This window comes from Streptomyces sp. NPDC087901, from assembly GCF_044742205.1.
GTDB lineage: Bacteria > Actinomycetota > Actinomycetes > Streptomycetales > Streptomycetaceae > Streptomyces.
Map to the genome: position 1 here is coordinate 162778 of NZ_JBIUUC010000013.1, position 16543 is coordinate 179320.

Below are 16543 nucleotides of genomic sequence, written 5' to 3' on the forward strand. Positions count from 1 at the left end.
CTCACTTTACCTAAACGGACAGGGGTGTCCGTTTAGCGTTCAAGACGTAGCAGCTCGCCGTGATCATCGGGGAGCACAGCACCGGGACCGAACCTCCGGCGCTCCGTGAACCCCCTCCCGTCGCCGGTGGCGATCGGTGGCGGGCACTGAGCGCGACGGCGTTCAGCCGGTCCGAGAACATGGGAGACGACGTTGAAGGCAATTCAGATCCAGACGTACGGAGGTCCTGAAGGTCTGGCTGTTGTCGACCTGCCGGTTCCCGCACCTGCTGCCGGCCAGGTGGTGATCGCCACCGAGGCCGTGGGTGTCGGTGGCGTCGACACCGTGATCCGAAGCGGGGCCCTGGCCGCCTACGGCTTCAAGGAGGGCCACATCCCGGGCAGCGAGGTGGCGGGCACCGTGGCCGCGGTCGGTGACGGCGTCGATGCCTCGTGGATCGGCGGGCGGGTGTGGGCCTTCACCGGCACCGGGGGAGGATACGTTGAACAGGCCCTCGTGCCGGTTGAGGAGATCGTTCCCCTGCCCGTGAACCTGTCCGCAGCCGATGCGGTGACACTCGGCGGTTCCGGCGTGGTGGCCCACTTCGGGCTCCGCCACGCCCACTTCGCTCCCGGGGAGACGGTCCTGGTGCGTGGTGCGGCCGGCAGCATCGGGATCATGGCAGTGCAACTCGCCGCTCGCGGCGCCGCCGCCGCGGTGGCGGTTACCACCTCATCGGCCGAGCGTGGCGAGCAGCTGCGACGTCTCGGCGCGACCCATGTGCTGGACCGCTCCGGCGAAGGAGGGGAACAAGCTCCCGCCGGCTATGACGTCATCATCGACGTGGTGGCCGGCAAGGACATGCCGTCGTTCTTCGACCGGCTCAACCCGAACGGCCGCATGGTGGCCGTGGGCGCCGTCGCAGGCCAGCCACCGGCAGACTTCGGCACGAAGATCATGGCGGCGTTCCAGAAGTCGATGTCCTTCGCCGCTTTCAGCGCAGCCACCATTCCCGGAGCAGAGCGGCGTGCCGTGCGGAGCGAGCAGTTCGCCGCAGCGAGCCGGGGCGAGATCGAAACAGTGGTGCACGAGGTGCTGCCTCTGGACGCAGCCGTGCTGGCGCACCAGAAGATGGACGCGGGCGAGGTCTTCGGCAGGATTGTGCTGACACCGTAGTCGAAGGTATCCATGCCGGGCTGGTCCCCTGAGCAGTCGCGGCGAGGGAGTCCAATGCCGGTGCGTGAAGACAGATTTGGACTCCCTCGCGACCGCGCTCTACGTGAAGACCGATGATCTGCCGAAGGGTTCGCCGCCGAGGTCGGCGTGCGGGTCACGTGGCGGACGGGCTCGACTCCGCCTCCTTGCACGCCGCCGCATGGTTTGGGTACGCCGCGGTTCGTGGACTTCAGATCTGCCACGGCAGTGTCGTCGAGCGGCGCGTCGACCGGATCGGGCAGCACATCCGGCCCACAGGAGGTGCTCGGCGGGCACCTTGGGCCCGAGATGCCCGCGGCGTGGGCCGTGTCGCGGTGGTGAGCTTGAACCAGGCGTGGGTAAAGGTGTCGGCGGATTGTCCGGGCGGTCGGGGAAATTGAGTGGCGAGGGCCGCGCCGGCCTGGGACCCGAAGGACCGGCACCGGTCTTGGCGAACACCATGACCCGCACAATCCAGGTATCTGCGAGTTGTTCGCACGATCTGTTCCACCCCGTCCGGCCTGCGTCATAACCCTGCTTACTCAGCCGCTTCGGGACCGCCCCCACCGGAGGGGTTGTCCTCGGGCCCCGCCCGCAGCCGGACGATGCCCTGCTGGAACGGATCGTCACCGGCGGGCAGCGGACCGAGCGTCCGCGCGGGGCTTTCGTCCAGCGGCAGCGTCCAGTACGTGTCCTCGGTGGCGGAGAACCGCAGCGCGAAGATCGTCGTGTCGTCGTGGAGCCGTCCCCGTGAGTGTCGCAGCAGGCCGTCCGAGACCAGCGCGGCGACCTGGCTTGCGGACGCCACCGCGGCGGGATCGCGGACGACGGCGTCCTCCAGGAACGATCGAAGCGGGAAGAACTTACCCGCCGAGTCGCGCGCCTCGGTGACCCCGTCGGTGGTCAGCACGATGACATCGTCCTCGGCCAGCGTGAAGCGGTGGGGGACTGCGGAAGCCACTCCCGCCGGATCCAGGTCGCTGAGACCGAGCGGCAGCCGGTTGGCCACCTGCAGCACCCTGACCCCGCGCGGACTCACGACCAGCGGCGGCTCGTGGCCGAAATCGACGACGTCCACCCATGACTCGCCGCAGCCAGGGTTGGGGAATCCCATCAGCACGGCGGTCGCGAACCGGTCGGGCTGCGCGTCTCCCATGGCAACGCCGAGACGGCGCTGGCGTTCCATCCGTACTTCCAGGCGTCCGGCGACGATGCTGAGGCTCGGCACGTGGTACCCGGCCTCGCGGAATGATCCGAGGATCGCGGCGGCCGCGGCCAGGGCGCCCAGCCCCTTTCCCTGGACGTCGCCGATGAGGGCCCGAGTTCCCCAGCGGCACGGCTGGAGGTCGTAGAAGTCGCCGCCCAGCCGGGCCACCGCGTCGGCGGGGAGATAGACGTGGGCATTCTCGACGCCGTGAATGTGCGGCGGCAAGTCGCGCAGCACGGTGGCTCGGGTCGCGTCCGCGACATTGCGGATGTGCAGGATTCTGCCTTCCCGGCGCAGCCGGAGCCAGCAGGCAGCGACCGCGAGCACGCTGGCCGCGGCGACCAGGATGAAGTCGGGCAGACCGGCCCTGTATTCGTGCGACCAGGCGGCGTCGAGCCCCAGGTACGCCATGACGGAGACGAGCCCGAAGACCGCGGTCACCCAGACCGGACAGAGCGCGGCGGCGAGGCCCGGGACCATCACGATCCAGGAGAGCGCCCGGAAGTCGCCGGAGGTGTTCCAGTCGGTGAAGGCGACCGCGAGCAGCGTCGCCAGCGGCAGCAGCCATCCCACCCGGCGCCGCCTCAGCCAGGCAGGCAGGACGTACACGACCCGATCCAGTCTGCGCTCCAAGGCCTGGCGCCACCGGCCCGAGGGGCCGGGCGGCGGGCCCGGCAAGCGGATCTGCGGTGGGCGGAAGGGCGACACCTTCGTATCGGATCACGCACTGGCGCACGGCGCATCCCGTGGCCCCGCGTGCCTCACGGCCGGGGCGGCGGCGCATGGAAGTCGGGTCCGGGGCGCGTGGGCCACGTCGCGGTACAGCCCCGCCAGCAGGGCGAAAACGTCGTACATGGCGGAGTGCGAGTCATACGTGCCCTCGGGCCAGAGGTCCGCGGTGGTCGTCCCGGTGCGCCGGCACGACCACCGCGGACGACCAGGGTGCGGGTGCGCAGGTCGACCAGTCGCATAGAGCGTCTGCGGGCCAGCGGGTCATCGACGGCCAGGGCGACCCGGCACTTCTCGTGGCCGACGAGGGCGCGGTACCGGTGTCCGTCTACGGCCTTGCTTCGGCGAGACCGCCGGTGGCGGTTTGGTGTCGGATGAGTCGGAGCACGACCCAGGGGACGCCGCGGGTGGGATCGACTGGACATCTCGGTCGACTTGACTGTCGTACGCGCGCGTCAACACGCGGCCGGTGCATGCACCGACCCGCCGCCGGCCCCGCCTCAAAGGGGGTCGAAGTGGCCGAACACCCGGACGAACCCGCATGGCAGAGCCTTCTCGTCCGCCTGGTGGAGGCGGTGCACCAGGCGAGGGCGGGGGCCGCTCGCGGGGCGGGTTCACCAGCAAAGTCCACCGAGCGCGGACAGCCGCTGCCGTCCGTTGTCCCTGCTCGTCATGCCGGGACAGCGGGCGGACTGCACGCAGTCCGAGCCAGTGCTGAAAAGATCCGCATCCCACCGGCTTCGTCGAGGAACGGTACAAGAAGCGCAGCACCGTTGAGCGGGCGATCAACGGGTCCAAGCAGCACCGAGTCGTGGCAGCCGGTTATGACGGACGCGGCTACGTCTTCCTCGGGACGGCCACCGCAGCGGCCCTCACCATCTGGCTCCGCACATGATCGGCAGGACAAGTCCTGACCGACCCCGCGGTGCTCGAAGCGGCCCTGGAAGCCGGGGTCCGTCACGAGGCACCGCGTGTGCCCCGCTGCAGGCCGGGTGCGGCAACAGGCCCGGTGCCGTGCTCAGTTCGAGCGCCGCAGGGCGGGCAGGTCGGCGCACAGGGCGGTCGGGAAGGCGGGCTCGATGCGGTGCACGTCGGCGCAGCCCGCCTTCGTGCCGCGTGCGAGGGGCACCCAGCCCGACTTCTCGGCCCGGAAGAACCACCGGTCGCCGAGGCCGGCCCCACAGCCCGGTGCCTCGCCCTCGGCGCAGGCCGGGCCCATGCGTGAGGACACGTCGAACACCAGCCACTTCCCGTCGCAGTGCTCCTTGCCGCGGGAGGTGTGGTTCGGCACGTCGAGCGCTGCCACCGCCTGGTCGTAGGAGGCGGGGGTGCAGCCGGTGGGTGCCGGGTGGCAGCCGCGGTCGCCGCACAGGCGCAGGTCGGGCAGGTCGGCGTCGTCCGCGGTGAACGTCGTGTAGTTGTCCACGGCCAGTTCGCGGTGGCCGAGCGCGGACGGCAGCCGCACCTTCGCCGTGCCGGTCGCGGTCTTCGAGCAGTCGGAGTGCGGGTCGCCGGTCAGGGCGGAGAAGGTGACCTGCACCCACACGGTGCGCTCCGACGTGGAGGTCACGACCGCCTTCAGCTCGCGCGCGCAGGTCTTCCCCTTGCCGGGCACCTCTGCGTCGACGCTGAGCGCCCGCCCGCCGTCGGAGAGCCGGGCGGCGGTCACGCGGAACGGCGCGAACGTCTGCCAGTGCGGCGCTTCCGTCGTCGTCGGCGTACCGGCCCCGGCCCGCTGGGTCCCGCAGGCGCCGAGCAGCAGCACGGCGACGGCGCTCAGCAGGACGCCGGCCAGTGATCTCCTGGACTGCATGTGTTCCGGACCCCCCTGGAAACGTTCGACCCGGGCGACTATAGAACGCCGCGTACACGCGACGTGCTCTGGCGGCTCGGCAAGGCTGCCTCCGAGCGAGAGCGGCCCCGGACCCGCCCTGTGGGTCGACCGACTGGGGCCCCGTGGACTACGACAGTGCAGCGGTCGTGTCCCACTCCGCATCCGGCCGGATCGGTGCGGAGATGTACCGCCTCACCAACTCGCAAGCGTCTCGCGTGGACCGGGTCTTCGAAGCGGCCGCCCGCCTCGGGCATGACCTGCGAACCGTTCGCGCGGCGCGGTGGCAGGCTCGTGTGGCGGAGCAACACGACAGCGCGGCGCAGCTGTTCCTGGGTGATGAGGGGCAGGCCTGGCACGAGGCGACGGACCGGCACCGCTTCGACCCCCAGCGGACAGCCGCCGCGGCAGCGGCCGTGGGCGCCACTGGAGGACACTCTGGCCGTGATCAGGGAAGCAGCCCGGGATGTCGACGCCAGGATCACCACATCGTCACCTCCGGTTGGACGCCGCTCTGGGCCTGCGCTCAGGACGCGCCGAGAAGGCCGGGAGGGCAGGTGGCGGTGGTGAATGCGGGGTCTCCCGGGGGCGTCCGGGGGTGTCTCGGGGAGTGGCGGGACGGCCGCAACTCGACTGATATGTCTGTATTTTCGTCATGTGCAACCGGGGGTTGACCGTTCCTGCAAGTGGCTCTACGTTTCTCGCAGCCCACTGGTACATCGATTAACCACATGGTTAACGTCCTGGTTGGAGACATCCCGCTGTGCGCTCATCCCTGAGCCGGCGCGGTTTCCTCGCAGCAGGCTCCGGCCTTGCCGCCGCTACCGCTCTGTCCGGCTGCTCCACACTCGCCTCGGCCGATTCCGACCCCGGCACCCTGCTCGTGCACACCCAGCTCGGCACCACCGCGCCCGGTTCTCCCACCTATAAGGCCGTCGTCAAGACGTTCCGCGAGGAGAATCCGGACATCCGGATCAAGAACCTCGTCAACGGGGACGACCTTCCCCAGGTGTACGAGACCTCCCGACTGGCCCGCAAGGAGCCGGACGTGGTCATGGTCAACCTCTACGACAAGACCCTGGCCTGGACCGATGTCGGGGCCACCGTCGACGTGAAGGGCTATCTCGACGACTGGGGCCTCCGCGAGCGCGTCCTGCCCGCCGCCCTCGAGGAATGGACCGACGCCAAGGGCAGGCTCCGCGCCTTCCCGTACTTCGCCACCAACTGGCCCGTCGCGTTCAACACCGCCCTGCTCGGGCGGGCCGGCGTCGACTCCGTACCCACCACCGGTGACCAGTTGATCGGGGCCGCGCGCAGACTGCGCGCCAAGGGAATCGCCCCGGTCACCGTCGGCGGCAACGACTGGACCGGTCAGAAGCTGCTGGCCCAGATCATCCAGACCTTCCTCACGCCCGACGAGGCGAGGAAGGTCTACACGAGCGGCGACTTCAGCGGCAGCAGGGGAGCCCGCGAGGGCATCGACTACTTCGTCCAGCTGCGCGACGCCGGCGTCTTCGCCGACAAGGCGCAGGGGCTGACCTCGGACATCATGACCACGCAGTACAACACCGAGGCGGCGGCCATCCAGTCCGCGATGTCCTCAGCGCTGGCGAAGGTCTCACCGAAGGCGGCCGGACACACGGAGATCGGTGGCTGGCCACTGGCCCCCGGCGCCTCGCACAGCAAGCCGACCATCCTGCGCTCGCACACCCTCATCGGTTTCTGGATCAGCCCCAACGGCGTCAAGAAGCTGTCCTCGGTCGAGAAGTTCCTGCGCTTCATGTACCGCCCCGAGACGGTCTCGCGCTTCATCACCGAGAGCGGCCGGGACATGGCGCTCGTCACCGACACCGTCAGCAAGGACTTCCCGCTGGTGGCCAAGGCCCAGCAGCTCGGCGACGGCGTCGGCCAGGTCCTCCTGCCCGACCTGTACGTCCCCCCGACGGCCACCCAGCCGCTGATCACGGCGACCAGCACCGCCTTCACCCGGGGGACGAGCGCGGCCGCCGTGCGCTCCGCCCTCGAATCCGCCTACCGCACGGCCTGATCCGCGCGCCCGAGCCCTCTGCGAGTCCCTTCATGACGTTGCTCTCGTCCGCCCCGGGCGGCGCCTCGGTCCGCCGGCCGGCCCCGCCCTCGCCCCCTCCCGCCCGGCCCGCCCGCCGAAAGCAGGCCGGGGTCGTCCTCGCCGTGCCGGCACTGGTCTGGTACCTCGTCTTCATGGTCGGCCCCCTGGTCGCCATCTTCGTCATCGCCGCCCTGCACTGGCCGGGCATGCTCCAGCCGGTCTCCTTCGCAGGCCTCGGCAATGTCCGGACGGTTCTGGACGACCCGGTCTTCTGGGACTCGGTCGGCAACACCGCCACCCAGCTGGTCGTCGCCCTGCCCGTGATGATCGTGTGCGCGTACATGCTCGGGTACTACGTCGCGCAGAAGCCGCCGGGCCACCGTGTCCTTCGCTACCTGCTCTTCATCCCGGGACTGATCTCCACCCCGGCCAAGGCGATGGTCTTCTACGCCGTCCTCTCGCCGGACGGACTGCTCAACGGAGCACTGGACAAGGCCGGTCTGGGATCGCTCACCGATGCCTGGCTCGCCTCCCCGTCCACCGCCCTGTACTGCCTCATCGTCCTCGACGTGTGGAGCGGCATCGGCTTCACGGCCGTGCTGTTCGCCGCCCGGCTCGGCAGCGTGCCGGACGAGATAGGCGAGGCCGCCCAGCTCGACGGTGCCGGCCACTGGCGCGCCATGTGGCGCATCCACTTCCCCGTCATCCGCGACTTCGTCGGGGTCGTGACCATGCTTCAGTTCCTGTGGACACTGTTCGGCTCCGCACAGAACGTACTGCTGCTCACCCAGGGCGGCCCCGGAAGCTCCTCGACAACGTTGTCCTTCCTCGTCTACCAGAAGGCGTTCATCGCGGCCGACCTCGGCTACAGCCAGACCGTCGGCGTGATCCTGTTCCTGGTCGGTCTGGCCGGGCTGCTGACGATCCGTCGCGTCTTCCGCCAGAACTACTGATCGGAGCGGTTCCATGAAGTTCGGAAGGTCCTGGCTGCCGGCCCACATCCTCGCGTGGCTGTACGCGGCGCTCCTCGTGGTGCCCCTCTACTACCTGCTGGTCTCGGCGTTCAAGACGAACGACCAGATCTTCGGCAGCCCGTTCTCCCTGCCCACCTCGTTCTCCCCGCACAACTTCGGGGAGGCGTTCTCCTCCGCGGACCTCGGGCCGGCCATCTTCAACTCGGTGCTCGTCACCGTGGTGGCGCTGGCGCTCACCCTGGCACTCGCCATCCCGGCGGCCTTCGCCATCGCCCGTACCGAGGGACGCGTCGGCGCCCTCGTGGAACGGGTGTTCTCGCTGGGGTTCCTGGTGCCCACGTTCGCCGCGCTCTTCCCCACCTTCCTGCTCGCCGCGGCGACCGGACTCTTCCATACCCGGACCTTCATGATCTTGTTCTTGCCGGCCACGGCGATGCCGCTGTCCGTCGTGATCCTCGTCCAGTTCATGCGGACGATCCCGCGCGAGATGGAGGAGGCGGCCCGCATGGACGGCGCCTCCACCTTCGCCGTCCTGCGGCACATCTACACCCCGATGTGCATGCCCGGGATCGCGACGATCCTCCTGCTGAACTTCCTGACGTTCTGGAACGAGTACCTGTACTCCCTCGTCATCATCGGGCCCGACCCCGAACAGCGCACCGTGCAGGTGGCGCTGCCCACCCTCAAGTCCCTGACCGGCACCGACTACGGCATCCTGACCGCGGGCACGGTACTGACACTGGTCCCCGTGTGGGCGGTGTACACCGTGCTCCAGAAGCGCATGCAACAGGCACTCGTGAGCGGGGCGGTGAAGATGTGAAGGAACGTCTCAGGGGGCGTACCCAGGAATCGGACGGCATGGCGGGCACGCCACCGGACCAGGGCGTCGGCCGTCCCACGATCAAGGCCGTGGCCGCCGCGGCCGGAGTCTCCACCGCCGCGGTCTCCCAGGCCGTCAACGGCACCGGCCGGATCTCCGAGGCCACCCGCCGCCGGGTCCTGGACGCGGCCGCCGAACTGGGCTGGTCGCCCAGCGCGTCCGCGTCGGCCCTGCGCCGGTCCCGCACCCGCACGATCGCGCTCGTCGTCAGGCGCCCCACGGACGTGCTCGGAGCCGACCCGCACTTCAGCGAACTGATCACCGGCCTGGAGGGCGAACTCGCCCCCCGGGGCTACGGCCTCCTGCTCCACCTGGTCGCCGACATCGCCCAGGAGAGCGCGCTGTACGAACGGCTGGCCGCGGAGGGCCGCATCGACGGAGCCGTACTGACCGACGCGCGCGCCGACGACCCGCGCCCGCACCTGCTGCGGGAACTCGGCCTGCCCGCCGTCCTGCTGGGCGCGCCCGACTCCGAGTCAGCAGTGCCCGGCGTCGGTCTCGGGCAGCAGGACGCCGGTGTCCGCGAGGCTGTCGCCCACCTGCTGGAACTCGGCCACCGGCGACTCGCGTACGTCGCAGGCCCGGCCGAACTGGTGCACACCCGGCTGCGCCGCGCCGCCTTCGAGGACGCCCTCGTCGAGGCCGGGCTGAGCCCCGTAGCCGTCCGGCACACGGATTTCACCGAGCAGGCCGCCGTCGCCGTGACCGAGGAACTGCTCGCCCTGCCCGACCGGCCGACCGCGCTGGTCTTCCCCAACGACTCCATGGCGGTCTGCGGCATCGGCACGGCCCAGCGCCGCGGGCTCCGGGTGCCGGAGGACGTGTCGGTGGTCGGTTACGACAACCTGCCGCTCGGCCGCTGGCTCCACCCCCGTCTGACCACCGTGGACCAGCAGGTGCAACGGGTCGGTGCGGCCGCCGCCCGCGCGCTGCTCCTCCGCTGCGGCGAGGACGTGCCACCACCGGTCCTCGACGGACGCCCGAGCCTGGTCGTACGAGAATCGACCGGCCCGCTTCCCGCCGGGTTCTGAGCCATGAGTTCCCCACCGCACATGGCCCGCGGCCCGCCTCTCACGGTCCCGCTCCGTCCCGCGGCTCCGGCGCGCCCCACACCGCCGTTCACCGCCGCACCGATCCACCCCCGCACATCGAAGAGGTCAGGACCCGACCATGCGACGCCACAGCGCCCAGCTCACCCACGACTCCGCCGTTCTTCCCTGGCTCGGCGCCAACTTCTGGTCCCGCACCGGCGGTCCGCTGATGTGGCGGAACTACGACCCGAAGACCGTCCGCGAGGAACTGGCCGTCCTGCGCGACCACGGACTGAACATGACCCGATCCTTCTTCTACTGGCCCGACTTCCACCCGGAGCCAGGCCGGATCGACGAGGAGCTGTGCGAGCGCTTCCGCGACTTCCTGGACGCCCACACGGAGGCGGGGATGGGGACGGTCCCCACCTTCATCGTCGGCCACATGTCGGGCGAGAACTGGGATCCGGCCTGGCGAGGGAGCCGCGACCTGTACGAGGACGTATGGCTCGTCGGGCGTCAGGCATGGTTCGTCTCCCAGATGACCCGCCGCTTCAAGGACCACCCCGCGGTCACAGGCTGGCTGATCACCAACGAGATGCCGGGCTACGGCCGGATCTACCAGGTCGACCCGCCCTCCAGCGACGTCGTCACCGCCTGGGCGCAGTTCATGTGCGACGCGGTGCGCGCGGCGGGCGGCACCCAGCCCGTCTCGCTGGGCGACGGCGCCTGGGGCATCGAAGTCACGGGCCGGGACAACGGATTCTCGCTGCGGGACACCGCCGAGTACGTGGACTTCGTCGGGCCGCACGTCTACCGCTCCGACACGGACCGGCCGCGCCAGCACTACCGTGCCGCGTTCGAGTGCGAACTCGCGGCGGTGACCGGCCAGCCGGTCGTGCTGGAGGAGTTCGGGCTGTCGACCGACGTGGTCTCCGCGGCCAACGCCGGCGTGTTCTACCGCCAGACCCTGCACAACTCGCTGCTCGGCGGCGCCACCGGCTGGATCGCCTGGAACAACACGGACTACGACGACCTGTGGGATCAGTCCCCGTACGACCACCACCCCTTCGAGATGCACTTCGGCATCACCGACCACACAGGCCGGCCGAAGGAGCCGCTGCGGGAACTGGCCGCCTTCGCCGAGGTCCTGAAGCAGGTCGACTTCACCCGCTGCCGCCGCACGGACGCCGACGCCGCCCTGGTCGTCCCCGCCTTCCTGGAACGCGGCTACCCGTACAGCAGGCCCGCGGACCGCCCGCTGATCTTCACCTCCCTCCACCAGGCTTACGTGGCCGCCCGTGGCGCGGACCTGCCCGTGGCGTTCGCCCGGGAGGCCGACGGACTGCCCGACGACGCCGCGCTGTACCTGCTCCCCTCGACCCGGCAGGTGACCACCCGTACCCGTCGGGCGCTGGAGCGCCGGGCTCGCGAGGGCGCCACGGTCTATCTGTCGTTCTGTTCGGGCGAACACCCGGCGACACGTGGCCCGTGGTTCCACGATCTGGACGGACTGTTCGGCGTGGAGCTCCAGCTCTCCTACGGTGTCGCGGAGCCGATCGAGGACGACGTGCTGGAGATGACGTTCACGGAGGACTTCGGCTCCATAGCCGCGGGTGAGACCCTGGCGTTCCCCGTCGCCGGGAACGAGGACAGCCGCGCCTACCTGCCGGTCGTCCCGACCGGGGCGCGCGTCGTCGCCACCGACGCACACGGACGCCCGGCCCTGCTGTGCCACGAGACGGGCGAGGGCCGCACGGTTCTGGCCACCTACCCGTTGGAGCACATGGCCGCCCGGACGGCGCGGGCCAACCCGGAGCAGACGCACCGGCTGTACGCGGCGCTCGCCGAACTTGCCGGGGCCGCACGGCCGGTGACGGCCGGCTCGCCGTACGTCGCCGCCGACACGCTGGTCCGGGAGGACGGCACCCGCTTCGTCTGGCTGGTGAGCCAGTCGCCCGAGGAACTGACCGTCCGTCCGTCGGCGGACGGTGAACTGCGCGAGCTGACGGGCGGCGACCCTGTGGTGGATGTGGTGATCGCCGCGTACGGGGTGCGCGTCCTCGAACTCCGCTGACCGGCCGCCCCGCCGACCCGCCTGCCCCATCGCCCGTGAAGGTGAGCCCCCGATGTCCCAGCCGCTCTTCCGCGACCCCGAGGCACCCACAGCCGTCCGGGTGCGCGACCTCCTGGCGCGGATGACCCTCACGGAGAAGGTGGGGCAGGTCAATCAGCGGATGTACGGCTGGGACGCGTACGAGCGCGACGCTTCGGGCCATCGCCTGACCGACGACCTCCGCGGCGAGGTGGCTGCCTTCGACGGGATGGGTGCGCTCTACGGGCTGCAGCGGGCCGACCCCTGGTCCGGCGTGACCGCGGCCACGGGCATCGGCGCGGCGGACGGTGCGCGTGTAGCCGACGCCGTGCAGAGGCACGTCGTGGAGACCACCCGGCTCGGGATCCCCGTTCTGCTGGTCGAGGAGATGCCGCACGGTCTCCAGGCACTGGACGGCACACTGTTGCCGGTCAACCTGGCGGTCGGCGCCACCTGGAACCCGGACCTGTACGAGGAGGCCGTCGCACTCGCCGCCGCGCAACTGCGGTCACGCGGCGGCCATGTCGCGCTGGTGTCCGCACTCGACCTGGTGCGTGATCCGCGCTGGGGCCGCGCGGAGGAGTGCTTCGGCGAGGACCCCTACCTCGCGGCGCGGTTCACGGAGGCGCTGGTGCGGGGTGTCCAGGGGCCGCCCGGAGAATCTATCGGGCCGGACAGGGCGGCCGTCGTCCTCAAGCATTTCGCCGGGCAGGGCGCCACGGTCGGCGGCCGCAACAGCGCGGCCACCGAACTGGGCGCCCGCGAACTGCACGAGATTCACCTGGAGGCCGCCCTGGCGGGAGTCAGGGCCGGGGCGGCGGGAGTCATGGCCGCGTACAACGAGTTCGACGGCATCCCGTGCGCAGCCAACCGGGAGCTGCTCACCGGCATCCTGCGCGAACGATGGGGGTTCACCGGTCTCGTGATGGCCGATGGGCTGGCGCTCGACCGCCTGGTGCGGCTGGCCGGCGACCCGGTGGCGGCGGGTGCCATGGCGTTGGAGGCGGGGACGGACCTGAGTCTGTGGGACGACAGTTTCCCCCGCCTGGAGGAGGCTGTGCGGCGCGGGCTTGTGGACGAGGGCGCTCTGGACACCGCGGTCGGCCGGGTGCTCGGGCTGAAGTTGCGGCTCGGCCTGTTCGAGAATCCGTACACCGGGGAGCGCGCCCCCGCTCCGGGGCCCGAGCAGCTGAGCGAGCGCATCGCCCGGGAATCGGTCACGCTGCTCACGCACGACGGCGGGACACTCCCGCTCGGCGCACGCGCACGGCGGATTGCGGTCATCGGCCCGAACGCCGACTCCGTGCCGCAGCAGATCGGCGACTACACCGCGCCCCAACGGCCTGGCACGGGCATCAGCGTCCTCGAAGGACTCAAGGCGGCGGCACCCCGGGGCACGGAGATCGTGCACGCCCGGGGGACTGGTCTCGTGGGCGGCGACCTGTCGGGCCTTCCCAGCGCTGTCGCGCTCACCGCCGGGGCCGATGTCGCGGTCGTGGTGCTCGGCGGATCGAGCGCCCGCGAGTCGGGAACCCGCTTCGACGCCAATGGGGCAGCGGTCGTCACCTCGGGCAACCCTGTCGAGATGACCTGCGGCGAGGGCGTGGACCTGGCGGAACTCGCCCTTCCGGAAGGCCAGTCGGCACTCCTCGACGCCGTGATCGCGACAGGGACCCCCATCGTCGTGGTGCTGGTCCAGGGCCGTCCCTACGCGCTGCCGGACCTCGCCGGCCGGGCCGCCGCGGTGCTGAGCGCCTGGTACCCCGGCCCCTGGGGCGGGCGGGCGGTGGCGGACGTCCTGTTCGGCACGGCGGACCCCGTCGGGCGGCTGCCGGTCTCGGTGCCCCGCTCGGCGGCTCAGCTGCCCGTCCACTACAACGGGAAGGATCACGGCTACCGTGGCTATGTCGACCAGCCCGCGGCCGCCCGCCACGCGTTCGGCCACGGGCTGAGCTACACGACGGTCGAGTACGGCACACCCTGGCTGTCCCGGACGTGCGTCTCGGCAGCGGAACTCACCGCCGGCACGCCGAACACGACGCAGGCCACACCGCAGCCGCTGGTGTGCACGGTCGACATCCGCAACACCGGCGACCGGCCGGTGCGGGAAACGGTCCAGCTCTATGTACGCCGGGTGACCGGGGGTACTTCGTGGCCGCGGGTGCGGGAGCTGCGCGGCTTCGCCCGGGTCGTCCTCGAACCCGGGGAACGGGCCGAGGTCTCCTTCCCGGTGGAGGCACGGACCCTGGCCTCGGTCACGCGCGATCTGGAACGGGCCGTGGAGTCGGGGGAGTTCGAGATGGAGACGGGCCCGTCCTCCGACCGGACCCGCGGCGTCCGGCTGACCGTCCTTTCCGGCCGGCCCGACTGACGGCTGGTGCCGACGCCCCGGCCCCGCTTCCCGTTGTAGGGATGCGGCGCCGGGCCGGGCAAAGCGCACCTCGTCGCCCGGTCAAGGGTCCGGACGACCGCGCACCGTGTCTGCCGGCGAGGGGGCGCCCTTGCCGGTGAGGTTCGTCGGCGTGACCGGATTTCCGACCGGGGCCGGGCCCGTCTGCGGCTAGGGCGCGTATCGAGTCGTGATCTGGCGGTTCAGGACCGGCGGTCAGTGGCGGGAGATGCCGCAGGAGTTCGGCGCCTGGTCGACCGTCCACAACCGCTTCCGCCAGTGGCGCGACGCGGGTGTCATCGAGGCTCTGCTGGAGGGCCTGATTGCTGAAGCCGCGAAGCGGGGTGAGGTGGACCTGTCCCTGGTCAGCATCGACTCCACCACCGCGCGCGCTCACCACGACGCCGCCGGGATGCACCTGGACCAGGACGTCATCACCGCGCTGGAGAAGGCCGCCGCCGAGGAGGAGAGGGCCGGTCAAAGGGGGCAGCATCGAGGAACAGGTCGGGCAGGGCTCCGAAGTCGATCCCGAGCGGGAGGACCGATGACGTATCCGGCGTCGGTGCAGACTCCGACTGATGGCCGCTTCCCTCGGACGCTCCAGGGGCGGGCAGACCAGCGAGGTCCACCTCGCCGCCGACCGCAAGTGCTGCCCGCCGGCGTTCGCGCTGACCGCGGGACAGGCCGCCGGACAGCCCGCGGTTCATCCCGGTGCTGGGGAAGATACGGGTCCGCGGGCCCGTCGGCCGCCCCGCACCCGGCCCGAAGCGGTCGCCGGGGACAGTGCCTACTCGTGCCGTGGCAACTGGGTCCACCTGCGCAGACGCGGCATCAAGGCAGTCATCCCGGAGAAGAAGGACCAGGCCGCCAACCGGAAGAGGAAGGGCTCCGGTGGCGGTCGTCCTGTCAGTCACGACGCCGACTTCTGCAAGGAACGGAACACCGTCGAGAGCCTGATCAACAAGCTGAAAGCCTGGCGCGGCATCGCCGCCCTATACGACAAGCCCCCGGACAGCTACCTCGCCGGCCTGCACCTGCGCGCCTCGATGATCTGGATCAAACACCTCACCCGGGCCGTCGATTGATCACAACTCAATACGCGCCCTGGAACCCAAGCACCCGGCCGGGGGCCCACTCTCCTCACGCTCTGGCGGCCGCACCGCCTGCCCCCGGGCGCAGCACCGGCAGTCCGGCCCGCAGCCGTTCCAGGAACTCCGGCACATCGATGCTCTCGCCTTCCGGGTCGACGACCTCGGCGACGAACGACTCCACGATGTTCTGGCTGCCGAAGTCCGCGTCGTCATCGTCGCCGTAGTTGTCCACCAGGCGAGCGCCGGGGGCGGAAACGCGGAGATCGTGGTCGTAGTTGATGACCCATGGGGTCTCTACGGTGCGGGTCTCCAGGATGCCGTTGTTGTAGTCGCCGTAGACCAGATAGGTGAAGGTGCCGTTCTGGATGTAGATTTCGCAGTCGCCACCCTCCAGGGTCTCGGCCCGGGTGGTGCCGCCGACGTAGAGCCCCGGCAGAGACCCGTAGAGCGCGATCGGGCCGGACACCGTCAGATCGCCGGTGATCACCACCAGGTCCACGTCGTCCAGGCTCCGGATCCCGGCGACGGCGTCGAGGAAACCCCCCTCCAGTACCAGATCGCCGTCGAAGAGCAGGACATTGTCGTAGCCGCGCTCGAAGGAGGCGGAGAGAACCTGCACGAGGCGAGTGTCGGCCTCTGTGAAGGAGAGGCGTTCGGGTGCGGAGCTGTTGGCCATGTGGGCGACGATAGGACACGGGTATGACAGTCCTTCAATGTCCTTCAGGCCATCGGGCGCACGGACCGGGGGCCCGGGGCCGCGGGCGGAGTCCGTTCAGTCCTCGGCGTGCTGGTCGAGCAGCGCCGCGAATCCCTGGGCGAGCTCACACGCACGCCCGGCGTCGTGGTCGTAGCTCGTCACGGGGCCACCGGGGGTGAGCGAGAACTCTCGCCTTCCTGTCAGCTCCTGACCCTGCACATCTATCGCCCGGTGACACCGCAGCCGCTCGGGATGCGGGCCGTACCTGCCTATCGGCAGGTACGGCCCGACGAACTTCCACTCCGGATCGGTCAGTTGCATCTGCGTCGCAGGCGACGATCTACCAGAACACGTCTCCTTCCACCTCGGGGCCCGTCGTTA

Annotated in this window: 11 protein-coding genes and 1 pseudogene; 8 read left to right on the top strand and 4 right to left on the bottom strand. The window is 70.6% G+C overall.

The features are described 5' to 3' along the window. Positions 1 to 192: 192 nt before the first annotated feature. Positions 193 to 1155, top strand: coding sequence for a zinc-binding dehydrogenase (locus ACIOEW_RS31760; protein ID WP_401967990.1), 963 nt, complete (start codon positions 193 to 195; stop codon positions 1153 to 1155). A 556-nt stretch (positions 1156 to 1711) separates the two neighbouring features. Here ACIOEW_RS31760 and ACIOEW_RS31765 read toward each other — a convergent pair. Beyond that, the gene (locus tag ACIOEW_RS31765; RefSeq protein ID WP_401967992.1) at positions 1712 to 2989 is read right to left on the bottom strand and encodes a PP2C family protein-serine/threonine phosphatase; all 1278 of its coding nucleotides are present in this window, start codon (positions 2987 to 2989) and stop codon (positions 1712 to 1714) included. 1138 nt (positions 2990 to 4127) lie between these two features. After that, positions 4128 to 4922, bottom strand: a complete 795-nt coding sequence (locus ACIOEW_RS31770; protein ID WP_401967994.1) for a hypothetical protein — start codon at positions 4920 to 4922, stop codon at positions 4128 to 4130. A 781-nt stretch (positions 4923 to 5703) separates the two neighbouring features. Between ACIOEW_RS31770 and ACIOEW_RS31775 the strand changes: the two genes are divergently transcribed. From ACIOEW_RS31775 to ACIOEW_RS31805, 7 genes and pseudogenes are all read left to right on the top strand, one after another. Further along, a complete protein-coding gene (locus ACIOEW_RS31775; protein WP_362556710.1) occupies positions 5704 to 6987 on the top strand; it encodes an ABC transporter substrate-binding protein in 1284 nt (427 codons plus the stop codon). Positions 6988 to 7019: 32 nt separating this feature from the next. Next, positions 7020 to 7961: a carbohydrate ABC transporter permease gene (locus ACIOEW_RS31780; protein WP_401967997.1), complete on the top strand. Its 942-nt coding sequence runs from the start codon at positions 7020 to 7022 to the stop codon at positions 7959 to 7961. A 13-nt stretch (positions 7962 to 7974) separates the two neighbouring features. Then, positions 7975 to 8802: a carbohydrate ABC transporter permease gene (locus ACIOEW_RS31785; RefSeq protein ID WP_401967998.1), complete on the top strand. Its 828-nt coding sequence runs from the start codon at positions 7975 to 7977 to the stop codon at positions 8800 to 8802. Positions 8803 to 8840: 38 nt separating this feature from the next. Continuing rightward, the gene (locus ACIOEW_RS31790; RefSeq protein WP_401968000.1) at positions 8841 to 9893 is read left to right on the top strand and encodes a LacI family DNA-binding transcriptional regulator; all 1053 of its coding nucleotides are present in this window, start codon (positions 8841 to 8843) and stop codon (positions 9891 to 9893) included. A 139-nt stretch (positions 9894 to 10032) separates the two neighbouring features. Then, complete coding sequence (locus tag ACIOEW_RS31795) at positions 10033 to 11967, top strand: cellulase family glycosylhydrolase (RefSeq protein WP_401968002.1); 1935 nt, start codon at positions 10033 to 10035, stop codon at positions 11965 to 11967. A gap of 52 nt (positions 11968 to 12019) precedes the next feature. Further along, a complete protein-coding gene (locus tag ACIOEW_RS31800) occupies positions 12020 to 14356 on the top strand; it encodes a glycoside hydrolase family 3 N-terminal domain-containing protein (protein ID WP_401968005.1) in 2337 nt (778 codons plus the stop codon). A gap of 155 nt (positions 14357 to 14511) precedes the next feature. Further along, a pseudogene (locus ACIOEW_RS31805) lies at positions 14512 to 15459 on the top strand (transposase); the annotation flags it as partial. A 55-nt stretch (positions 15460 to 15514) separates the two neighbouring features. Here the strand turns inward: ACIOEW_RS31805 and ACIOEW_RS31810 are convergent. Together ACIOEW_RS31810 and ACIOEW_RS31815 are read right to left on the bottom strand one after the other, a co-directional pair. After that, on the bottom strand, positions 15515 to 16141 hold the full coding sequence (locus tag ACIOEW_RS31810; protein ID WP_401968007.1) for a hypothetical protein: 627 nt from the start codon (positions 16139 to 16141) through the stop codon (positions 15515 to 15517). A 96-nt stretch (positions 16142 to 16237) separates the two neighbouring features. Further along, positions 16238 to 16483: a hypothetical protein gene (locus ACIOEW_RS31815; protein ID WP_401968146.1), complete on the bottom strand. Its 246-nt coding sequence runs from the start codon at positions 16481 to 16483 to the stop codon at positions 16238 to 16240. Positions 16484 to 16543 lie beyond the last annotated feature (60 nt).